This window comes from Flavobacterium sp. NRK F7, assembly GCF_024054195.1.
Lineage (GTDB): Bacteria > Bacteroidota > Bacteroidia > Flavobacteriales > Flavobacteriaceae > Flavobacterium.
In genome coordinates, this window is record NZ_JAMXLB010000001.1 from 1,961,850 (window position 1) to 1,980,375 (window position 18,526).

The 18,526-nt window shown below is 31.5% G+C and carries 15 protein-coding genes; 10 read left to right on the plus strand and 5 right to left on the minus strand.

Translation table 11 applies throughout. The annotated features are described in order from the left end of the window. Window positions 1–73: 73 nt before the first annotated feature. From asnB to NHF47_RS08730, 6 genes are all read left to right on the plus strand, one after another. On the plus strand, window positions 74–1,756 hold the full coding sequence (gene asnB / locus NHF47_RS08705; protein ID WP_252764550.1) for an asparagine synthase B: 1,683 nt from the start codon (window positions 74–76) through the stop codon (window positions 1,754–1,756). Window positions 1,757–2,034: 278 nt separating this feature from the next. Beyond that, window positions 2,035–3,975, plus strand: a complete 1,941-nt coding sequence (gyrB, locus tag NHF47_RS08710) for a DNA topoisomerase (ATP-hydrolyzing) subunit B (RefSeq protein WP_140999254.1) — start codon at window positions 2,035–2,037, stop codon at window positions 3,973–3,975. Next, a complete protein-coding gene (locus NHF47_RS08715; RefSeq protein ID WP_252764551.1) occupies window positions 3,975–4,973 on the plus strand; it encodes a DUF6588 family protein in 999 nt (332 codons plus the stop codon). Before gyrB ends, NHF47_RS08715 begins: the two co-directional genes overlap by 1 nt. A gap of 25 nt (window positions 4,974–4,998) precedes the next feature. Continuing rightward, a complete protein-coding gene (gene mdh, locus NHF47_RS08720; RefSeq protein WP_252764552.1) occupies window positions 4,999–5,931 on the plus strand; it encodes a malate dehydrogenase in 933 nt (310 codons plus the stop codon). Window positions 5,932–6,110: 179 nt separating this feature from the next. Continuing rightward, window positions 6,111–9,086 (plus strand): protein translocase subunit SecDF, encoded by a 2,976-nt coding sequence (gene secDF, locus NHF47_RS08725; protein ID WP_252764553.1) that lies wholly within the window; start codon window positions 6,111–6,113, stop codon window positions 9,084–9,086. Between the two features lie 139 nt (window positions 9,087–9,225). Then, the gene (locus NHF47_RS08730; protein WP_252764554.1) at window positions 9,226–9,681 is read left to right on the plus strand and encodes a hypothetical protein; all 456 of its coding nucleotides are present in this window, start codon (window positions 9,226–9,228) and stop codon (window positions 9,679–9,681) included. A 5-nt stretch (window positions 9,682–9,686) separates the two neighbouring features. On the opposite strand, the gene NHF47_RS08735 is transcribed toward NHF47_RS08730, so the two are convergent. The 3 genes from NHF47_RS08735 to NHF47_RS08745 all read right to left on the minus strand — a co-directional run bounded on the left by NHF47_RS08735 (window position 9,687) and on the right by NHF47_RS08745 (window position 12,344). Next, window positions 9,687–10,340: a response regulator transcription factor gene (locus NHF47_RS08735; RefSeq protein WP_252764555.1), complete on the minus strand. Its 654-nt coding sequence runs from the start codon at window positions 10,338–10,340 to the stop codon at window positions 9,687–9,689. After that, complete coding sequence (locus NHF47_RS08740; protein ID WP_252764556.1) at window positions 10,309–11,115, minus strand: sensor histidine kinase; 807 nt, start codon at window positions 11,113–11,115, stop codon at window positions 10,309–10,311. Before NHF47_RS08740 ends, NHF47_RS08735 begins: the two co-directional genes overlap by 32 nt. Before the next feature lie 710 nt (window positions 11,116–11,825). Then, the gene (locus NHF47_RS08745; protein WP_252764557.1) at window positions 11,826–12,344 is read right to left on the minus strand and encodes a hypothetical protein; all 519 of its coding nucleotides are present in this window, start codon (window positions 12,342–12,344) and stop codon (window positions 11,826–11,828) included. Window positions 12,345–12,496: 152 nt separating this feature from the next. Here NHF47_RS08745 and NHF47_RS08750 point away from each other — a divergent pair, with 152 nt between their 5' ends. The 3 genes from NHF47_RS08750 (at window position 12,497) to NHF47_RS08760 (ending at window position 14,708) form a co-directional block, all read left to right on the plus strand. Further along, a complete protein-coding gene (locus tag NHF47_RS08750) occupies window positions 12,497–13,294 on the plus strand; it encodes a hypothetical protein (protein WP_252764558.1) in 798 nt (265 codons plus the stop codon). Window positions 13,295–13,328: 34 nt separating this feature from the next. After that, window positions 13,329–14,186, plus strand: coding sequence for a neutral zinc metallopeptidase (locus NHF47_RS08755; protein WP_140999263.1), 858 nt, complete (start codon window positions 13,329–13,331; stop codon window positions 14,184–14,186). A gap of 90 nt (window positions 14,187–14,276) precedes the next feature. After that, window positions 14,277–14,708: a hypothetical protein gene (locus tag NHF47_RS08760; protein WP_252764559.1), complete on the plus strand. Its 432-nt coding sequence runs from the start codon at window positions 14,277–14,279 to the stop codon at window positions 14,706–14,708. Here NHF47_RS08760 and hutI read toward each other — a convergent pair. Beyond that, window positions 14,701–15,936, minus strand: coding sequence for an imidazolonepropionase (gene hutI, locus NHF47_RS08765; RefSeq protein WP_252764560.1), 1,236 nt, complete (start codon window positions 15,934–15,936; stop codon window positions 14,701–14,703). The two genes, NHF47_RS08760 and hutI, sit on opposite strands and share 8 nt — an antisense overlap. A 71-nt stretch (window positions 15,937–16,007) precedes the next feature. Between hutI and corA the strand changes: the two genes are divergently transcribed. Then, window positions 16,008–17,081, plus strand: coding sequence for a magnesium/cobalt transporter CorA (gene corA / locus NHF47_RS08770; RefSeq protein ID WP_252764561.1), 1,074 nt, complete (start codon window positions 16,008–16,010; stop codon window positions 17,079–17,081). On the opposite strand, the gene fumC is transcribed toward corA, so the two are convergent. Next, window positions 17,082–18,464, minus strand: coding sequence for a class II fumarate hydratase (fumC, locus tag NHF47_RS08775; protein WP_252764562.1), 1,383 nt, complete (start codon window positions 18,462–18,464; stop codon window positions 17,082–17,084). It abuts the gene before it with no gap. Window positions 18,465–18,526 lie beyond the last annotated feature (62 nt).

The window sequence follows — 18,526 nt, forward strand, 5'->3', positions numbered from 1 at the left end:
GCTTCATCAATGAAATAATAATCACGTTTAAGAGTACACTTTTAAACGTATAACTTTATAAAACAGAAATAAAATGTGCGGAATTGTATGTGCTTTCGATTTAAAACAAAAAGCTGAGGTATTACGACCTCAAGTTTTAGAAATGTCAAAAATTATTCGTCATAGAGGTCCGGATTGGAGCGGAATATATAGTAATGATAAAGCTATTTTAGCGCATGAGCGTTTGGCTATTGTTGATCCAGCTTCTGGAAAGCAACCTTTGTTTACAAAAGATAAAAGTTTGGTTTTAGCGGCTAACGGTGAAATCTACAATCATAGAGAATTACGCAAGCAATTTGAAGGGAAATATGAATTCTTAACAGAAAGTGATTGTGAAGTAATTTTAGCTTTATACAAAGAAAAGGGGGTACATTTTGTAGATGAAATGAATGGAATTTTTGGATTTGCTATCTATGATGTGGAAAAAGATGAGTATTTCATTGCTCGTGATCACATGGGAATTATTCCTTTATATATTGGTTGGGACCAAAACGGAACCTTTTATGTGGCTTCAGAATTAAAAGCTTTAGAAGGATATTGTACCAAAATTGAATTATTTCCACCAGGACATTACATGTCTAGTAAAGACGGCGAATTTGTAAAATGGTACCATAGAGAATGGACAGAATATGAAGCTGTAAAAGAGAATGCAACGAGTATTGAAGCAATAAAAACCGCTTTAGAAGCAGCAGTAAAAAGACAATTAATGAGTGATGTGCCATATGGAGTTTTACTTTCAGGAGGTTTAGATTCTTCCATTACTTCCGCTATTGCTAAAAAGTATGCTCAAAAAAGGATTGAATCGGAAGATAAAGCGGATGCTTGGTATCCACAATTACATTCTTTTGCGGTGGGTTTAGATGGTTCACCGGATTTAAAAGCAGCTCAAAAAGTAGCCGATCATTTAGGAACCATTCATCATGAAATTAAATTTACGATTCAAGAAGGTCTAGATGCCATTCGTGATGTAATTTATAATATTGAAACCTATGATGTAACTACCATTAGAGCCTCAACTCCAATGTATTTAATGGCACGTGTGATTAAATCAATGGGAATTAAAATGGTTTTATCTGGAGAAGGTTCTGACGAGTTGTTTGGTGGCTATTTATATTTTCACAAAGCGCCTAATGCAAAAGAATTCCATGAAGAAACCGTTCGTAAATTGAGTAAATTACATATGTATGACTGTTTACGAGCTAACAAAAGTTTAGCGGCATGGGGAATTGAGGGGCGTGTTCCTTTTTTAGATAAAGAGTTTATGGATGTGGCCATGCGAATTAATCCACAAGATAAAATGATTAATGGAGAACGTATGGAAAAATGGGTATTGAGAAAAGCATTTGAAGATATGTTGCCAGAAAGTGTTGCCTGGAGACAAAAGGAACAATTCAGTGATGGTGTAGGATATAGTTGGATAGATACTTTAAAAGAGTTGGTGGCGAAAGAAATTACAGACGAACAATTGGCAAATGCGAAATATAAATTTCCTATTCAAACGCCTACTTCAAAAGAAGAGTACTATTACCGTTCTATTTTTGCAGAGCATTTTACAAGTGATGCAGCAGCTTTAAGTGTGCCACAAGAAGCTAGTGTGGCTTGTAGTACCAAAATTGCTTTAGAATGGGATGAGGCTTTTAAAAACTTAAATGATCCATCTGGTAGAGCAGTGGCAAATGTACATGATGATGCTTATGTGAAAATGGCAAAAGTGTAAAAGAGCTTTTTCTAACAAAATGAGAAAGAATAGATTGAAGTAATTTTTATTTTTTGAGAACCAAGATATTATTTAAATATCTTGGTTATGGTTTGTTTTTAAAACGTCGACGGTATTCGTTGACGTTTTTTTGTTTTTAATCGCTTAAAATGGCCTTAAAATGAAAATTTTCAACATTTGTTAATAACTTCTAGGGAAAAACAATTCTTTACCAGTTAATTTTTTTTGATTATGGTTATATTTGTCTGTTAAATATAATGAGTTTTAAGAATTAAAATATGAGTGAAGAAATCAAGAAGAACAATTATTCAGCCGACAGTATTCAGGCTTTAGAAGGAATGGAGCATGTGAGGATGCGTCCTTCCATGTATATTGGTGATACTGGTGTTAGAGGATTGCATCATTTAGTATATGAAGTAGTTGATAACTCGATTGATGAAGCATTAGCTGGACATTGTGATACGATATCTGTTTCTATTAATGAGGATAATTCTATATCGGTTGAAGATAATGGTCGTGGTATTCCTGTAGATATCCATAAAAAGGAAGGAATATCTGCATTAGAGGTAGTAATGACAAAGATTGGTGCAGGTGGAAAATTTGATAAAGATTCTTATAAAGTATCAGGAGGACTTCACGGAGTTGGGGTTTCTTGTGTAAACGCCTTATCAGATCATTTAAAAGCTACTGTTTTTAGAGAAGGGAAAATTTGGGAGCAAGAATATGAAAAAGGAAAATCATTATACCCTGTAAAACAAATTGGAACTACAGATAAAAGAGGTACAATGGTTACTTTTAAACCAGATGGTACCATTTTTACACAAACTTTAGAATATTCTTATGATACTTTAGCAGCTCGTATGCGTGAATTGTCTTTCTTAAATAAGGGGATTACTATTACGCTAACCGATAAAAGACATGTAGATAAAGATGGTAATTTTATTTCTGAGGTTTTTCATTCAAAAGAAGGACTTAAAGAATTTGTTAAATTCCTAGATGGTAATCGTGTACCAATCATTGGTCATGTAATTTCAATGGAAAATGAAAAAGGAGAAATTCCAGTTGAAGTAGCTTTAATTTATAATGATAGTTATTCTGAGAATATCTTTTCTTATGTAAACAATATTAATACCCATGAAGGAGGAACGCATTTACAAGGGTTCCGTATGGGATTAACTAGAACGTTGAAGAAATATGCAGATTCTTCAGGTTTATTAGATAAATTAAAATTTGAAATTTCCGGAGATGACTTCCGTGAAGGATTAACTGCGATTATATCTGTAAAGGTTGCCGAGCCTCAATTTGAAGGTCAAACCAAAACAAAATTAGGAAATAGAGAAGTAGTTTCTCCTGTTTCGCAAGCAGTTGCAGAAATGTTAGAAAACTATTTAGAAGAAAACCCTAATGACGCTAAGATCATTGTACAAAAAGTAATTCTAGCAGCTCAAGCACGTCACGCTGCTAAGAAAGCTAGAGAAATGGTACAGCGTAAAACCGTTATGGGCGGTGGAGGATTACCAGGTAAATTATCAGATTGTTCTGAGCAAGATCCAGCAAAATGTGAAATTTTCCTTGTCGAGGGAGATTCTGCAGGTGGTACAGCTAAGCAAGGTAGAGATAGAATGTTTCAAGCTATTTTGCCATTAAGAGGTAAAATTCTTAATGTTGAAAAAGCGATGCAACATAAAGTTTTTGAAAACGAGGAAATTCGAAATATTTTTACCGCTTTGGGAGTAACGGTTGGAACAGAAGAAGATAGTAAAGCTTTAAACTTATCTAAGTTACGTTACCATAAAGTAGTAATTATGTGTGATGCTGATGTCGATGGATCACATATTTCTACATTAATATTAACATTCTTTTTTAGATTCATGAAAGAGCTTATTGAAGGTGGGCATGTTTATATTGCAGCACCACCTTTGTATTTGGTGAAGAAAGGAAATAAAAAGGAGTACGCTTGGAATGACGATCAACGAGATCGAATAGCGCAGCAAATGGGCGGTGGAGTTAATATTCAACGTTATAAAGGTCTTGGAGAGATGAATGCGGAACAGTTGTGGGATACCACTTTAAATCCAGATTTTAGAACTTTACGTCAAGTAACAATAGATAGCTTATCTGAAGCCGATAGAGTATTTTCAATGTTAATGGGTGACGAAGTACCACCTAGAAGAGAATTCATTGAAAAGAATGCGGTGTATGCAAAAATTGATGTATAATGAAAAACACTATGGTATGTTTGATGATGTTTCTATTTTGTACTAAAATAGCAGCTCAGACATCGAGTGATTTACAGCAAATAGGGTATCTGTTAACAGATGCCCTTTTCTATTCTGAAAAATACATTATTCCTATTACGGATGCGGCAGTGTATCAATCTTCCTCTGGCTGGGTCTTATCGGCTAAAAAGAAAAAAAAATGGGATTTTAACATGGGGATACATTCTAATATTTTTTTTGTACCTAAAAAGGAGAGGGATTTTCAAATCAAAAATTCCGATTTTCAGTTTTTTCAAATTGAAGGAGCTACACAAGCCACAGTCCCTACTGCTTTAGGTAATAATGACAAACAGTATCTTGTTGGAGAATTAGGTGGTGAGGAAGTACGTTTTACTACTCCTGGTGGTGTGAATCAAGAAACTATAATTTATCCTTATTTTCAGGCAAGCTTAGTGCTTCCCTATGGCTTTGAATTATTAGGTCGTTACTCTTTAAAAACACAATTAAAAAAAGGAAATTATCAAGTATATGGTGGAGGATTGAAATATAGTATTAGTCAATATTTTAAAAAATGGGAAACTAAAAATATACATTTAGCAGTAGCTGGAATTTATTCCAATGCAGATGTTAGTTTTGATTTTTTAGATGTAAATACAGCTTATGGGAATTTAGGAATTAATAGAATGAATGGGATAGTGGATACTTGGCATTTTAATCTTTTATTTTCCAAAGCATTTCATAAATTCGATTTAAATGCTAACGGAATCTTAAATTACAGCACTTTTTCTTATAAAGTTAATGGACCTAAAGGAAGTATTGAAAATGTTATTGCAGTTCAAGAAACCATTAATACTTTGTTAACTCGAATTGAAAGAGATAAAATCAATGCTATAATGGAAATATCAGGAGTGTATTATATCCATAAATTAGCATTGCAAAGTTCATTTGCTTTTGGTAAATTTGCGAATCTTAATATAGGAGTACAATATCAATTTTAACTTATAAATAATCAAAAACAATAAAATGAAAGTAACAATAGTAGGAGCGGGTAACGTTGGGGCAACATGTGCCGATGTTATTTCGTACAGAGGAATTGCTAGTGAAGTAGTATTATTAGATATCAAAGAAGGTTTTGCTGAAGGTAAAGCAATGGATATCATGCAATGTGCTACAACAACGGTTTTTAATACAAAAGTATCAGGTAGTACAAATGATTATTCAAAGACTGCAGGAAGTGATGTAGTAGTAATTACATCAGGAATTCCAAGAAAACCTGGAATGACTCGTGAAGAATTAATCGGTATAAATGCGGGTATTGTAAAATCAGTTGCTGATAATGTATTAACTCATTCTCCAAATGCTATTATCGTTGTGGTTTCTAATCCAATGGATACCATGACTTATTTGACTTTAAAAGCTACTGGTTTACCAAAAAACAGAGTAATTGGAATGGGTGGTGCTTTAGATAGTTCTCGTTTTAAATACTTCTTATCACAAGCTTTACAAAAACCAGGAAATGACATTCAAGGAATGGTAATTGGTGGTCATGGGGATACTACTATGATTCCTTTAACGAGATTAGCATCTTACAATGGTTCACCAGTTTCTAATTTCTTATCGCAAGAAGAATTAGATAAAGTAGCTGCTTCCACTATGGTAGGCGGTGCTACTTTAACAGGTTTGTTAGGAACTTCAGCTTGGTATGCTCCTGGAGCTTCTGTAGCGTATTTAGTAGATAGTATCTTAAATGATCAAAAGAGAATGATTCCATGTTCTGTTTTATTAGAAGGAGAATATGGACAAAATGATATTTGTATTGGAGTACCTTGTATCATTGGTAAAAATGGTATTGAAGAAATAGTAGATGTTCAATTAAATGATGCTGAAAAAGCATTGTTTGCAAAAAGTGCAGATGCTGTTAGAAATATGAATGCAGATTTAAAATCAGTATTGTAATCTTTTCAGTATCAGAATATAAAACTGTCATTTGTATTTGACAGTTTTTTTATATTTAGTTATCAACAGGAAAATATTAATAAAAACCAATTTTATTAAGAAATAAAATTGGTTAATCCTATTGTAAATTATATATTTGTCCGTTTTTATAAAAAAAAGAATAATTAATTTTAGTAGTAATGCAGAATAAAGGACTAATTAAATTTTTCGCAATTATCTTTGCTTTGGTATGTATTTATCAATTGTCATTTACATTCGTAGCAAATGGAATTGAGGAAGATGCAAAGACTTTTGCAAGTAAGTTTCCAAAAGAAATTCAAACTCAAAAAGAAGTATCTTATCTAGACTCTTTAGCGAAAAGTAAGGAAAAAGTATTTCTTTGGAATACGTATGATGAAGTAAGGAATAATCAAATCAACAAAGGTCTTGACCTTGAAGGAGGACTTAACGTTATTCTTCAAATATCTGTAAAAGATATTTTATTTGGTTTAGCAAACGAAACCACCAATAAAGACTTCTTAAAAGTTTTAGAAGAGGCGAAAAGAAATCAAAGAGGAAATCAAGATTATATCGATGCATTTTTTGAAGCAGCAAACAAAGCGAATCTTAAGTTAGCAAGTGTTGATATTTTTGGAAATAGAAATTTAGATGAAGTAATTAAATTTGATATGACCAATGCTCAAGTTGAGCCAATCATCAAACAAAAAGTTTCTGAATCTGTAGAAAGTGCTTTTGGAGTATTGAGAAAGCGTATCGATCAATTTGGGGTAACACAACCAAACATACAAATGTTAGGGAATTCAGGAAGAATTTTAGTGGAATTACCAGGAGCTAAAGATGTAGATCGTATTAAAAAATTATTGCAAGGTACTGCTAAATTAGAATTTTGGGAAACGTATAAAATTGATGAGGTTTTCAATTATTTTGTTTCTGCAAATGAAGTTTTAAAAAAGACTGAAGAGGTAACTAAAGAAGTAAATGAGGTAGTAAAAGATTCTATTGAAAAAGATTCTACGGCTACGGATTTAGATGCTTTATTAACAGATAAAGAAGACTCTACAAAAGTACAAGTAAATCCATTATTTGATAAATTACAAGTAACACAACAACAAGGTTTTTCAATCTTAGGTTATGCTAAAGTTTCTGATACAGCTACTATAGGTGGTTATTTAAGAAGAAAAGACGTAAAAAGAACGTTACCAAATGCGATTGCAAATGTGAAATTTGTTTGGGGTAAAGAAGATGAAAAAACACCTGGAATTGTTGAATTATATGCTTTAAAAAGAAGTGGTAAAGATGGTAAAGCTCCTATTAGTGGCGGTGTAATCGTTGATGCTACCGATACTTTTGATCAATTAGGAAAACCAGCTGTTTCTATGCAAATGGACGGAGCAGGTTCAAGAGAATGGGAAAAATTAACAGGTAAAGTTTCGCAACAAGGTAATGCTATTGCAATTGTTTTAGATAATATCGTTTATTCAGCACCTGGTGTAAGTAAAGGAGCTATTACTGGTGGGCGTTCTGAAATTTCAGGAAGTTTTACAGTAACTGAAACAAAAGATTTAGCGAACGTATTGCGTGCAGGTAAATTACCTGCTGCGGCCGACATTGTTCAATCGGAAGTAGTTGGACCATCTTTAGGAAAAGAAGCAGTAGATAATGGTTTCTTGTCTTTCATTATTGGTTTCTCTTTAGTATTATTATGGATGGTAGTGTACTATGGTAAAGCTGGTTTTTATGCGAATTTAGCTTTATTAGTGAATATCTTGTTCATTTTTGGTGCTTTGGCTAGTTTTGGAGCGGTATTAACCTTACCTGGTATTGCGGGTATCGTTTTAACTATTGGTATGGCAGTTGATGCTAACGTAATTATCTATGAAAGAGCTAAAGAAGAACTAGATTCTGGAAAAACTGTTGAAGAAGCAGTTAACTATTCATATACATGGAAAGGAGCAATGTCATCTATTGTAGATGCAAACGTTACTACTTTCATTACGGCATTAATATTATTCATTTTAGGTACAGGACCAATTAAAGGTTTTGCAACTACTTTATTAATTGGTATTTTAACATCACTTGTTACAGCTGTATTTATTACTAGAATTTTCTTAGACTGGAGTTTATCAAGAAATGAGAAAATTGCTTTCTCTACTTCTGTGACTAAAAACTGGTTTAAAAACTTAAATTTTGACTTCTTAGGAAAACGTAAAATTGCTTATATCGTTTCCACAATCTTAATTGTTTTAAGTTTATTTTCATTAGTTACTAAAGGTTTAAATTATGGAGTAGATTTCGTTGGAGGTAGAACGTATCAAGTGCGTTTTGAAAAACCAGTTTCAGCTCCAGAAGTGACTAAAGATTTAGTAGCTGTTTTTGAAAGTGCAGAAGCTAAAATTTATGGTAACGACAATCAGTTAAAAATTACTACTAAATATAAAGTTGACGAAGAAGGTGAAGGTGTTGACAAAGAAGTAAATGATATGCTTTACAAAGGTTTAAAAAAATACCTTCCTGCTGATTTAACCTATGATAAATTTGTAAACCTATATGAAGGGAAACAAGTTGGTATCATGTCGTCTTCTAAAGTTTCAGGTACTATTTCTAAAGATATTAAAACCAACTCATTATGGGCAGTTTTAGGCTCACTTTTAGTAGTTTTCTTATACTTAATGGTTTCGTTTAGAAAATGGCAGTTTGGTTTAGGAGCGGTAGTAGCTGTTGCTCATGACGTAATTATCGTTTTAGGTATATTCTCATTCTTCTACACAATTTTACCATTCAATATGGAAATTGACCAAGCTTTTATCGCGGCTATTTTAACAGTAATTGGTTATTCGTTAAATGATACGGTAATCGTATTTGACCGTGTAAGAGAGTATTTAGATTATAATTCTTCTTCTGATTTTAAAGCTTTAGTAAATAAAGCATTGAACTCAACATTAAGTAGAACAATTAATACTTCTGCTACTACATTAGTGGTATTGGTTGCCATCTTTATTTTTGGTGGTGAAACGATTAGAGGTTTCGTATTTGCAATCTTAGTTGGTATTTTAGTAGGTACTTATTCTTCATTATTCGTTGCTACTCCAGTAATGAATGATACTATGAGTAAGAAAGAAGCTAAGAAAATGGCTGAATATAAAAAAGAAGCATAATATTATTTAGTATTCTTATATATAAAAAGACCTGTTTTTCAGGTCTTTTTTTTTATATTTATAAAATTGTAGGACAGATTATGTTAGTATCTTTGATAGGACTTCAACTATTAAAATTAATTAAATTAAAATTTTTTCCATGAAAATAAAAATAAGCTTACTATTGTTTATCTTGTTTCTACTTCAGTCTTGTAATGAGGGTGTTATTTATAGAAATTTTGACTCTAATTTTGAGAACAATAGATGGTCCTCTAATGCTAGTAGAACTTTTTCATTTGCTTTAGAAAAAGAAGAAAATGCAAATTTAGTATTACATTTTGGTCATATTTATGATTTTCAGTTTGATAGTATTCCTTTAGAAATTAACATTACTTATCCAGATGGTAATAAAGAAACCATTTCTTTGGATTTAAAAATAAAAAATGAAAAAGGTGAAGATATGGCAGATTGTTCAGGGGATGTATGTGATTTGTATTATAACCTTAAAAATAATTTTCATTTTGAAAAAGGAACTTATGAAGTGGTTATAACCAATAAATTCAACGCAGCATATTTGCCGAATATACTAGGAGTAGGTATACAAGTTACAAAGTAAAAGTGCTATTCAATACAAACGATTTTGTTTTTAATTGCGTAAAGCACAAGGCCAATTCTAGTTTTTATTTCTAATTTGCAAAATAAATTTTCTCGATAACCATCAATAGTTTTTGGACTCAAACACATTTCGTCTGCAATTTCTTTATAGGTTTTTTCTGTACAGGCATGTTTAATGAAAAGGATTTCTTTATCTTTTAATTCGTGTTTTTGATTGTTATTATCCAAACGATTCACTAAAAGACCAGAAACCAATTCTGTAAAGAAAAAGCCTTTATCTGCAACAGTTTTTAATGCTTCTTCGAAAATTTGTGGAGAAGTGTCTTTCAGTAAATAACCTTTGGCTCCGTGTTTGATCATTTTAATAATGGTTTCTTCATCATCATTAACAGAGAGTGCTATAACTTTAAGTTCGTCTCTATTATTTTTAATCCATTCCATAGTCTTTAATCCATCCAATACAGGCATGTTTACATCCAGTAAAACCAATTCAATTTCATCTGTGTTAATTTTATTTGCTTGAACACTATCGATAAAATCCTTGCCGTTTTCATAATTATCAACGACTAAAAAATCATTAAAACTATTAATAAGATACTTTAATGACTGAGAAAATAATAAATGATCATCAATTATTATTACTTTTTTCTTTGCTTTCATCTTGTTTGTTTATATTGTATTCTAGGAATATTTCTGTTCCATTTTCACTGGAATCTAAAGACAATTTTGCGCCAATCAATTTTGCCCTATATTTAATATTATTTAATCCTAAGCCTTTGTGCATTATTTTTGAATCAAAACCAATTCCAAAGTCTTTTAATTGAATTGTAAGAATTTCTTCATTACAATTAATGTTCATTTCTATTTTTTTACTAGATGAATGTTTTAAGCTGTTGTGTATAGATTCTTGAAAAATGCGATACAAAATTAGCTCGTGTTCCACATTAATTTTTGGGAAATTACAAGCAACATTCAGTTTACATTCAATATTTTTTAATTTTTCAATTCTTTTGAAATCATTTTCAATTGATTCAATAAAGTTAGTATTTATTAGATTATCTTTATTAATTATTCGAGATAAAATTCGTATTTCATCTAAAGATTTAGCCATCACTGATTTTACTTCTTCTAGATCTGTTGAAGTAACACCTTCTTCTTTTTGAGCATACATATTGAGTTGCATGATGGCTACCGAAATAATTTGGCCTATATTGTCATGTAATTCTTTACTGATTTCTGTTAAAGTTTGGTCCTTAATTTCAACTCTTGTTTTGATTAATTCCGATTGAAAATGAATTTCAGATTCCATTTTATCTATCAGAAACTGAGTCTTTTTCTTTTGAAAATAAAAAAAGAGCACAAAAAGAACGATGAGTAAAGTAAAAAATACAATACTAAGCGATATGACTAATAATTGTATTTCTTCTCTGTCCATAAAAATCCGATTATAAAACAACTATTCATTATTAAATTAAGTATAAAAAGAACTATCCAATATATGGATGAACTATACTCAATTAAAAACCATTCTAATGAAAGCATAAAAGGTAAAAAAGGTACATGAAATAATAAAACTCCAATAACAAACCAAAAAAATATGTTTTTTTTGTAATTTAAAACATTACTTGAGTTGAATAATTCAATAAAATAAAATGTAGAAAGTATAATAAATAAGAGCACACCTAAGGAATACAAACCAGAATAGATATCATGTCCTAAAGTTTCAAATTGAAATATTAAATTTAAAATAAAAACAGTTGTATAAACAACCATGAATATAGATCCTAAAACTTTAACGCGATAGTTTTTTAAAATCTTTACTAAAATATAAAAGTATAATTGAAAAAGAATAAATATATAGATATTGAAGATATAGTAATTTAATAAACCGGTCCAAAGACTAAATAAAGGACCTAAAACTTCAATAAGAAGTGTTAAACCTATAGTAAATAGCGATAACTTGGATTTATAATTGGGCAATTTTGACCAATTTAGTAAACCAATGATTACCGTGATTAAGGCAAATAGACCTGGGAAGTATCTTAAATATATTAACATTAATTCTTTTTCTGGTAGAATTTTTAAAAAAAATCAATAGAATTAAAAGTTAGGCTTCTAATTCTATTGATTTAATAAATTTCTTTATTAATTTAATGGATAAGTTGCTTTTGGAGGATGTCCCATAGTACCAAAATTCATTGGTTCAATTTCTTCAATATCTGGGTTTTCCTCAAGTGTTTGTATGGTCATGGCTGGTAAGCTCAAAAAACTACCTTTTTGTACATCTGTTCTTTTACCAGTTGGCGTTAAAAAGATGGTGGTCATATTAGCCTTTTCATTGTACTCTCTCGTATTTGGATACGCTCCTAAATAAAAACGAATTCCATTTACATTGTATCCTTTTTCTTTACCTTGTTTTTTTATGTAATAAATATAATTTTCTAATTCTTTAATAGAATACCAAGCCGAATTTGCATCTTCTTTATTAATACTTTGTGAAACTAGACGGTGTCTAGTATTGTTATAATTGCGGTTTAATTCTTTTGCGACATCATTCGAGATTAGTTGAGTTGGTTCTTCATGTTTTACCTCTACTTCAGTACAGGACTGAAATAAGAATAATGTAAACAAACAAGTTAATAGAAGATAGTTACATTTTTTCATAATGGTTTATTTATTTAAGTTTATGGGGCAAATGTATTTGTATTGACAAAATCGTACAAGGGGAAAATCCCCCTTTTTTCAACAAGTAAGTTATATCGTTCTTATTTTGATTTGTAATAAAATACCTTATTTTTACAAAAAATATATATTGTATGGACTTTAATATTAGTGAAAAAATTAGAAAGGGTTATTCTTTAGATTTGGGAAAATTAATTGAAGATTGCTTTGAAATTTATAAAAAAACATTTCTTATAGCAGGATTAGGTTTTTTTATTGTTGCTATAACCGCATTTGTTTTATATGCTTTTTTAGGGGCTACGCTCATAGGAGTTTCTAGTTTATCTGATTGGGCCATCCAAATGGAATCCATGCAACATGAAGTGGGTTTTATTATTGGAAATTTTGTGATTACGATTCTTTTTTCAACTTTAATAGCTCCTTTGAATGCAGGTTTTCTTAAATTATGCCTTTTAGCCAAACGAAATCAAGAGCTAAATTTAGGAGTAATCTTTGAATATTATAAAAGTAAATATCTAAAAGATATCTTGATAGGGGCTGTAATTATTGCATTAACATCAATGGTAATTAGTACTGTATTTCAATTTATTCCTCTATCTATAGCTGGTTTTTTTATAAAATTAATTGGTGTTTTAATTCAAATTTTAATTGGAGTATTTACCATACTATTTGTTCCATTAGTTATTTTTGCGAATGAGAATTACAGCGAAGCACTTCAAAATAGTATCAGATTAGTTGCTAAAAAACCATTTCATATTATTTTAGCTTTATTAGTTGCAACAATTGGTGCTTTTTTAGGAATTATTGGATTGTGTATTGGTGTATTTTTTACGTTTCCGATTTATACTGCAATGGTTTTTTCGATATATGATAATATTGTAGGTGTTGAAGCGTACAATGTTTTAGATGAAATTGGTCAAATAGAAGAATAAATTTTTTAACTTTAGGCGAATAAAACAAAACAACATGAAATGGCAAGGTAGAAGACAAAGTGATAACGTAGAAGACAGAAGAGGTATGTCTTCTGGAGGCAAAGTAGTTGCTGGAGGAGGAATATTAGGGATTATTATTCTTCTCATACAAGTTTTTGGAGGTGATACAGGTCAAACTCTTGCTCCCGTTTTGGAACAAATGAATCAATCGGGATCTTCGCAAGAAACGGTACAACGCGAATTAACTCCAGAAGAAGAAGCGCTTGGACAATTTACTGCAACGGTATTGGCAGATACCGAAGATATTTGGACTCAAGTTTTTAATGACAATCAATTAGGATACTACGAAAAACCTAAAATGGTTTTATTTACCGATGCTGTACAAACGGCTTGCGGAAGTGCAACAGCGGCTTCTGGACCATTTTATTGTCCGGCTGATAAAAAAGTGTATATGGATTTGCGCTTTTTTGAAGAATTACGAACGCGTTTTGGTGCTAAAGGAGGAGATTTTGCGATAGCGTATGTTATTGCTCATGAAGTAGGGCATCATGTACAAACGCTTCTTGGTACGTCTCAAAAAGTACGACAAGCGCAGCAAGGTAAAAGTAGAGCAGATGCCAACAAATTATCGGTGTGTTTAGAGCTACAAGCTGATTTTTATGCAGGACTTTGGGCACATTATAATAAAAAATACTTAGAAGCAGGTGATATTGAAGAAGCATTAAGCGCTGCTCATGCAGTAGGTGATGATGCCATACAAAGTAAAATGCAAGGTCAAGTAGTGCCCGATTCTTTTACGCATGGAACTTCGGAACAGCGTATGAAATGGTTTATGAAAGGATACAATTCTGGTGATATAAGGCAACATGATACTTTTGCTGAAGAACTATAAAAAAATCCCAAGTGAAAACTTGGGATTTTAATTTTTTTATTAAAATTGCCTTTTGTAAAATAAATCAAACTTAAAATCATAATACGAGAGATGAAGAACCCAAAAGACTTTTTCAACATCATAAGTTATTTGCAATATCCTTTTATTTTAATTGGAGCTTATTATGCTTTTCATCCTTATTTTAATGAGTTTGTAACTATTTGGAGTGACCTTAATAATGTTCTAATCTATTTTGGATTAGGAATTAGTTTTTCTACCTTACAAGATACCACAAAAACACAGAATAAATTTTCAAAAAGAATATGGGAAAATCCTCAAAAAGGGAAGAGAATGATAATTTTTATGACTTTTTTTTGTTTATCATTACTTACTATAGGTATGTTTTCTATGTATATAACACAAAATAAAATATTAAAAGAGATAGCTTTTGGACTTATTGTACTAGGTATAGGATATATTAGTTTTTTGAAAGCTGCGATAGAAATATTTGAGAACCATAGAAAAGATAAAAAGCTTAAATAAATACTCCATTAATCATTACTTTTTCAATCAGGTTATTCCCAAATTCATACGGTAATTGATAATAGGAGGTTAGTGGTTTTGTAAGGATGAGATTCGCTTTTTTTCCTCTTGTGATGCTTCCATGAGTAGCACTAACACCCATAGCATAAGCACCATTAATAGTAGCCGCATTGATTGCTTCTTCGGGTGTCATTTTCATTTTTATGCAAGCAGTTGCCACCACAAAATTCATGTTTCCTGATGGAGTAGTACCCGGATTGTAATCTGTAGCCAATGCTAAAGGTAATCCAGCAGCCATCATTTTTCGAGCAGGTGTATAAGGGATACTTATGAAATACGAGCAACTTGGTAACGCTACAGGCATCGTTTTGCTATTTTGAAGTGCTTCAATGTCAGTATCTGTTACAATCTCTAAATGATCAACAGATAAAGCCTCATAATCTACACAAGCTTGTATACCATTTATTGCTGTAAATTGGTTGACATGTATTTTTGCTGGTAAGCCATATTTTTTACCTGCTTCCATAATTTTTATGGTTTCTTCTACTGAAAAATAACCCGTTTCTAAAAACGCATCAATATAATCGGCTAAATTTTCTTCAGCAATCTTGGGTAACATTTCGTTGATAATTAGATCCAAATAGCCAGTATGGTTTTCTTTATATTCCATTGGAAATGCATGTGCTCCTAAAAAAGTAGCTTTAATGGGAATAGCATAATTTTTTTTTAATCTTTTGATAACGCGAAGCATTTTTAGTTCGCCTTCTACGGTTAAACCATAACCCGATTTTATTTCAACCGCTCCAGTTCCCAATTGCATGATTTCCTCCAAACGCTTTTTTGAAGCTTCATAAATGATATCTTCAGAAGTTTCGTTCAATTTTTTTGCTGAATTTAAAATACCACCACCTCGATTGGCAATTTCTTCATACGATAAGCCATTAATTCGATCTACAAATTCCTGAATTCGATTGCCAGCATAAACAATATGTGTATGACTATCCACCCAAGTAGGTAAGATTACTTTTCCTGTAGCATCGATAACAGTTCCAAATTCTAATTTCGGACAATTTTCCATGGAACCAAAATCTTCAATTACACCTTCATCAATCAATAAAAAAGCATGGTTTATAATTGGTAAAACCGACATATCTTTACCAGAAACTTTCTCAATAGTTTCATTCCTTACTTGGACTAATTCTTTAATATTGATAAAAAGGGTGCGCATATTGTATTTTTTTCGTAAAAATAAGTACGTTTTTTTAAAAACTACTACCTTTAGCTTTAAAACTGATTATTTTGAGAAAAATTAGCTATAAAAAAGGACGAAAAGTAAGTGTTTCCAACTTCGAATATACGGGTGTTTATACCGATAAAGGTTCTGATATGCAATTGTTTGTGTATAATGAAGATAAAGTTATAGAAGAACAGCATATTTCAGTGAAAAAATTTATGACGACCAAAGACCTTATTTTAAATAACTGGCTTAATATTCATGGTTTAAATGATGTTGAAGTGATTAAGTCTTTAGCAGAAGCCTTACAATTAAACACGATTATAGTTTCAGATATTTTAAATATTTCTAGAGGTACTCGTTTGGATGAATTAGACGACACCTTATTTTTTAGTATCAAATCTATTTTACCAAACGATAGCGATGATAAGACGATTTTAATTGAACAAATTAGTTTTTTGTTACAAGATAATTTAATCATTTCTTTCCAAGAAAAAAGAGGTGATTTTTTTACACATATTAGAGAACGGTTAAGAGAAAACACAGGAATTGTACGTAAAAAAAGAGTGGATTATTTATTATATCTCATGCTCGATTCCATTATTGAAAATTTTTATATTACTATTGAAAATAAAGAAAACGATATTGAAGCACTTTTATTGGCATCCAAAACTGCCGATAGTCCGATTATCATGCAGGATATTGAAAACTTAAGGGAGATTTTTCATATTTTAAAGAGAGCTATTGTTCCTTTGCGTGATGCACTTTTCACCATCAAAACCATTAAAGAAGATGATGATTTTAATTGTATTGAGACTTCCAATTATATCTTTTTTGGAAGGTTACACCAAAAAGCATTGGAACTTTTAGAGCAAATTGATTATGATATGAAAAACTTGGACAGTGCGAGTAATTTTTTCTACACTGCTCAAAATCATAAGATGAATGAAGTTATGAAAACATTGACCGTAATTTCTTCTGTGTTTTTACCATTAACTTTTATTGTAGGCTTATATGGAATGAACTTCAAATACATTCCAGAACTGAATTATAAATATGGGTATTTCATCACTTTAGGCGTGATGTTTATTTTAGTAGTACTGATGTTGTACTATTTTAAAAAGAAAAGATGGTTTTAACTAAACCATCTCTTTTGGATTGACCCATTGATCAAAATCTTCTGCGGAAACATAACCTAAACGTACGGCTTCTTCCTTCAAAGTGGTGCCGTTTTTATGAGCTGTTTGTGCAATTTCTGCAGCTTTATAGTAGCCAATTTTTGTATTTAAAGCGGTAACTAGCATGAGTGAATTACGTACCAATTCTTCAATTCTTTTGTTATTTGGCTCAATACCTTCTGCGCAATTTTTGTTGAACGAATGCATGGCATCCCCTAATAAAGTAGCCGATTGAATAAAGTTTGAAATGAGCATTGGTTTAAAAACGTTCAATTCATAATGTCCTTGTGTAGCACCAATAGTAACGGCTACATCATTTCCCATTACTTGAGCACATACCATAGTAACTGCTTCACATTGTGTAGGGTTTACTTTTCCAGGCATAATTGAGGAACCAGGTTCATTTTCAGGTAATAAAATTTCACCAATTCCTGAACGTGGGCCTGAAGCCATCATTCGGATATCGTTTGCAATTTTATTTAAGCTTACAGCAATTTGTTTCAAGGCAGCGTGACTTTGTACGATGGCATTATGCGAAGAAAGTGCTTCAAATTTATTAGGAGCTGTGATAAATGGGAGTCCCGTAAATTTGGATATATATTCGGCTACTAATTTATCGTAACCTTCAGGTGTGTTTAGCCCTGTACCCACAGCTGTTCCTCCTAAAGCTAATTCTGAAAGATAGCTTAAAGAAGCTTCTAAATTGTGCAAACCATTTTCTAGAAGTTGGGTATAACCTGAAAACTCTTGTCCTAAGGTAAGTGGAGTTGCATCCATTAAATGTGTACGACCAATTTTAACGATAGCTTCAAATTGTTTGGACTTATTTTCAAATGTCTTTTTTAATTCTTTTAAAGCGGGTATGGTATTTTCAACAAGTATTTTATAAGCTGCAATGTGCATTGCGGTAGGAAAGGTGTCATTTGAAGATTGGGATTTGTTCACATCATCATTGGCTTTTAAAACAGGAGCATCCTCCCATGTTTTTCCAACTAATTGTTGGGCTCGGTTTGCAATTACTTCATTAACATTCATGTTACTTTGTGTACCTGAACCTGTTTGCCAAATTACCAAAGGAAAATGTTCGTTGAGATGATCTTGTAAGATTTCATCACAAACTTGACTAATTAAATCTCTTTTTTCAGTTGGAAGCACACCTAAGTCGGTATTCGTATAAGCTGCCGCTTTTTTAAGATAGGCAAAAGCTTTAATAACTTCCATAGGCATAGAAGCTTCTGGACCAATTTTAAAATTAGTTTTAGATCGTTGTGTTTGAGCACCCCATAACTTTTCTTCTGGTACTTGAACTTCGCCTAATGTATCTCTTTCAATTCTATATTTCATACTCTTTTTCTAGTTGTTTTTATAAAATTACAATTTATGCATTGGCTATCGAAATAAAAACT

Bases quoted from the DNA above. Each gene is read 5' to 3' on its own strand.
- asnB (WP_252764550.1), top strand. From the start codon at position 74: ATGTGCGGAATTGTATGTGCTTTCGATTTAAAACAAAAAGCTGAGGTA.
- gyrB (WP_140999254.1), top strand. From the start codon at position 2,035: ATGAGTGAAGAAATCAAGAAGAACAATTATTCAGCCGACAGTATTCAG.
- NHF47_RS08715 (WP_252764551.1), top strand. From the start codon at position 3,975: ATGAAAAACACTATGGTATGTTTGATGATGTTTCTATTTTGTACTAAA.
- mdh (WP_252764552.1), top strand. From the start codon at position 4,999: ATGAAAGTAACAATAGTAGGAGCGGGTAACGTTGGGGCAACATGTGCC.
- secDF (WP_252764553.1), top strand. From the start codon at position 6,111: ATGCAGAATAAAGGACTAATTAAATTTTTCGCAATTATCTTTGCTTTG.
- NHF47_RS08730 (WP_252764554.1), top strand. From the start codon at position 9,226: ATGAAAATAAAAATAAGCTTACTATTGTTTATCTTGTTTCTACTTCAG.
- NHF47_RS08735 (WP_252764555.1), bottom strand. From the start codon at position 10,340: ATGAAAGCAAAGAAAAAAGTAATAATAATTGATGATCATTTATTATTT.
- NHF47_RS08740 (WP_252764556.1), bottom strand. From the start codon at position 11,115: ATGGACAGAGAAGAAATACAATTATTAGTCATATCGCTTAGTATTGTA.
- NHF47_RS08745 (WP_252764557.1), bottom strand. From the start codon at position 12,344: ATGAAAAAATGTAACTATCTTCTATTAACTTGTTTGTTTACATTATTC.
- NHF47_RS08750 (WP_252764558.1), top strand. From the start codon at position 12,497: ATGGACTTTAATATTAGTGAAAAAATTAGAAAGGGTTATTCTTTAGAT.
- NHF47_RS08755 (WP_140999263.1), top strand. From the start codon at position 13,329: ATGAAATGGCAAGGTAGAAGACAAAGTGATAACGTAGAAGACAGAAGA.
- NHF47_RS08760 (WP_252764559.1), top strand. From the start codon at position 14,277: ATGAAGAACCCAAAAGACTTTTTCAACATCATAAGTTATTTGCAATAT.
- hutI (WP_252764560.1), bottom strand. From the start codon at position 15,936: ATGCGCACCCTTTTTATCAATATTAAAGAATTAGTCCAAGTAAGGAAT.
- fumC (WP_252764562.1), bottom strand. From the start codon at position 18,464: ATGAAATATAGAATTGAAAGAGATACATTAGGCGAAGTTCAAGTACCA.